This is a genomic window from Synechococcales cyanobacterium T60_A2020_003 (assembly GCA_015272205.1).
Lineage (GTDB): Bacteria > Cyanobacteriota > Cyanobacteriia > RECH01 > RECH01 > JACYMB01.
This window is the reverse complement of the sequence record JACYMB010000257.1, coordinates 1-2,739: the sequence shown is the minus strand read 5'-3', so window position 1 is coordinate 2,739 and position 2,739 is coordinate 1. Positions and strand designations below refer to the sequence as shown.

Genomic DNA, 2,739 nt, shown 5'->3' with positions numbered 1-2,739 from the left:
CCGCCGACACGAGGATTTTCAGTCCTCTGCTCTACCGACTGAGCTATCCCGGCTAGGGGTTGAGTTGCACATGCGTTCAGCGCTTCATTAAGCTAGCAAAACTTTGGGGATCTTGGCAAGCTAAACGGCAAACTTTTTTTGACTAGGTTCATTGGCGATCGCCCAACCTCCTTAAAAACGAAGGTTCTAAGCGTCTTACTAAGCGTCTTACAAGTATACGGGCTGATTTTGCTACTGAATCAGAACCCGTATACCGCAGCTCACTACCAAGACTCATGTATAGAGATAGCGAACGACCTACTCTACCGGACGCAGACGGGTCAACTTGAGGGTAAACGTACCAAGCCCCTGTCCCCCATAGGGACGAACGCGCACGATGTAGTTCCCACCATCAAGAATGCGAGCAAACAGAAGCGAGTTGGTTGTCCCATCAGGGCCGTCGTCGTTTTCACCAAATGTTGAGCCATCGGGGGCAATTAGCGTCACGATCGTGTCAAATTCTTCGGATAGGAGATCAATCACAATGTGATCGCCCGATTTCAAGGAAACCACATAATCCCGTGCAAAGCCACCAAAGCCCGTGGGGATATCTTTGTCAGATAACACATCCGTGACTTCCCCGGTTCCAGGTAACTCAATGGGATTGTAAAGGTCTTGGGCGTTTGCTGATTTAGCGGTCAAACTGCTGAGACTTAAGCTCAGGAGTGTCGCGGAGAGGGCAACGGGTAAGCGCATTGGGCGGAGTGGCAAGCGGCTCATCAACATGAAATATCCCGGTAGTACAGATTAGAACTTGTCAATTATGCAATATTCTCCTAGAAGAACTTCGGCTGAGAACGATTTCGAAGGTAATCTTTATGTTTTGCCAGGACGTCTATCACTTGGGTCTTGAGCGATCGCCTACGCATCTCGCGTACTAAGGTGCGATCGCCAAATCACGATTCAGGTGCGATCGCCCATCACGCTAGATTAAGATTAAGAAGTATTTCAGATCTAAGCTAAACGAGGTGTCCGATGGCGGCTAACGTTGAGATTTATACCTGGAGCATGTGTCCCTTCTGCGTTCGTGCAAAGGCACTTCTGAGCAAGAAAGGGATTGAGTTTACGGAATATTGCATTGATGGGGATGAAGCGGCGCGGGCAACGATGGCTAAGCGGGCAAACGGTCGTCGGAGCCTGCCCCAGATCTTTATCGATGAGCAGCACATTGGTGGCTGCGATGATCTGTACGCCCTAGAATCCCAGGGACGATTAGATTCTCTTTTAGCTGCATAGCTTGTCGTACCGTCGAATGGTTGAATGGTGTAGGTAGGGCACGGTGGAGGCATCGCTGGTGAAGTTTGCATTTATTATCGACCCCATTCAAAAGCTAGATCCTGGTCATGACACCAGCGTGGCGTTGATGGAAGCCGCGCAAGTGCTAGGGCATGAGGTGTGGATCACGGAAGCGAGTCAGCTCAATGTTTTACAGGGAGAAGCCTTTGCCCCGTTGCAGCAGGTGACGATCCATCCGGTGGAGTTGGTGGATGGGCAATGGCAAGTTCCAAGCGTTTGGTTTGAGCTAGGCGACTGCATTTTGCGATCGCTCAATGAAATGGATGTGGTGTTCATGCGAACCGATCCGCCGATGGACGTTCCCTACCTCTACGCCACCTACATTCTCGATCACGTCGATCAACGTCAAACGCGGGTGATTAATGCACCGTCGGGGATTCGAGCAGCGAATGAGAAAATGTATGCCCTCCAGTTTATCGGTGCGCTGCCGGAAACGATTGTGAGCGCTGAAAAAAGTGTGATTCAGTCGTTCGTGGATCGGCGAGGTGCGGCGGTTCTGAAGCCTTTGGGAGGCAAGGCGGGCGAGGGAATTTTGTTCCTAGAATCGGGCGATCGCAACTTCAACTCGATGGTGGAGATCAGCACCCATCGGGGACGGCTTCCGGTGATGGTGCAGGAGTATTTGCCTGCGGCCAAGGATGGCGATAAGCGGATTATTATGCTGAATGGGGAACCCCTGGGAGCCGTGAACCGAATTCCGACGGGACGAGAGTTTCGCGGCAATATGGCGGTGGGGGGGCGAGTGGCGAGTGTGGACATCACAGCCCGCGATCGCGAAATTTGTGAGATGTTGGCTCCAATCCTGCGGCGAGATGGGCTGATGTTTGTGGGCATTGACATCATCGGGGGCTACTTGACGGAGGTAAATGTCACCAGCCCGACCGGGATTCGAGAAATCGATCGGCTGAATGATGTGCGGTTGGGTCATCAGGTGATCCAGTGGTTGGCGGAAACGCAGGGATAGGGATTTTTGATAGTAGACCAGTCGGGATTGGGCGATCGCCCCGTATGAACCAACCTCCAATTCCAACCGATCTACAATGAATCCATCCCTAGGATTCGATAGTCCATGATGGCATCGCCTCCGCCGACCCTATCTGCCGAAGACTACCTCCAGCTTGAAGCGGAGAGTCCCATCAAGCATGAATATATCAATGGTGAGATCTATGCGATGGTCGGAGCCAGCGATGCCCATGTCACCATTGCTGGGAATCTCTTTGCCTTACTGCGTAGTCATGTTCGTGGCACTGGATGCCGGGTGTACATTGCGGATATGGGCACTGGTCGCCTAATAAGTGATGGATAGAATGAAAAGGTAGTGAACCAGTTCTAGCGATGCCCTGCCCTCCTTGTCAAAGCCAGCAGGGGGTCAAAAACGGTAAGCATCACCTCCAAGATGGAACA

General features: G+C 52.0%; 3 protein-coding genes and 1 pseudogene. 3 read left to right on the top strand and 1 reads right to left on the bottom strand.

Features of this window, described 5'->3' with window-relative positions; translation table 11 throughout:
• Positions 1 to 297 precede the first annotated feature (297 nt).
• Positions 298 to 759 (bottom strand): PPC domain-containing protein, encoded by a 462-nt coding sequence (locus IGR76_12805; GenBank protein MBF2079360.1) that lies wholly within the window; start codon positions 757 to 759, stop codon positions 298 to 300.
• 255 nt (positions 760 to 1,014) lie between these two features.
• Here IGR76_12805 and grxC point away from each other — a divergent pair, with 255 nt between their 5' ends.
• From grxC to IGR76_12790, 3 genes and pseudogenes are all read left to right on the top strand, one after another.
• Positions 1,015 to 1,275 (top strand): glutaredoxin 3, encoded by a 261-nt coding sequence (gene grxC, locus IGR76_12800; GenBank protein ID MBF2079359.1) that lies wholly within the window; start codon positions 1,015 to 1,017, stop codon positions 1,273 to 1,275.
• Positions 1,276 to 1,333: 58 nt separating this feature from the next.
• Positions 1,334 to 2,299 (top strand): glutathione synthase, encoded by a 966-nt coding sequence (gene gshB / locus IGR76_12795; protein ID MBF2079358.1) that lies wholly within the window; start codon positions 1,334 to 1,336, stop codon positions 2,297 to 2,299.
• Between the two features lie 105 nt (positions 2,300 to 2,404).
• Positions 2,405 to 2,611: pseudogene (locus tag IGR76_12790) on the top strand (Uma2 family endonuclease).
• Positions 2,612 to 2,739 lie beyond the last annotated feature (128 nt).

Excerpts from the sequence above, each read along its gene's own strand:
- grxC (MBF2079359.1), top strand. The coding sequence starts at position 1,015 with ATGGCGGCTAACGTTGAGATTTATACCTGGAGCATGTGTCCCTTCTGC.
- IGR76_12805 (MBF2079360.1), bottom strand. The coding sequence starts at position 759 with ATGAGCCGCTTGCCACTCCGCCCAATGCGCTTACCCGTTGCCCTCTCC.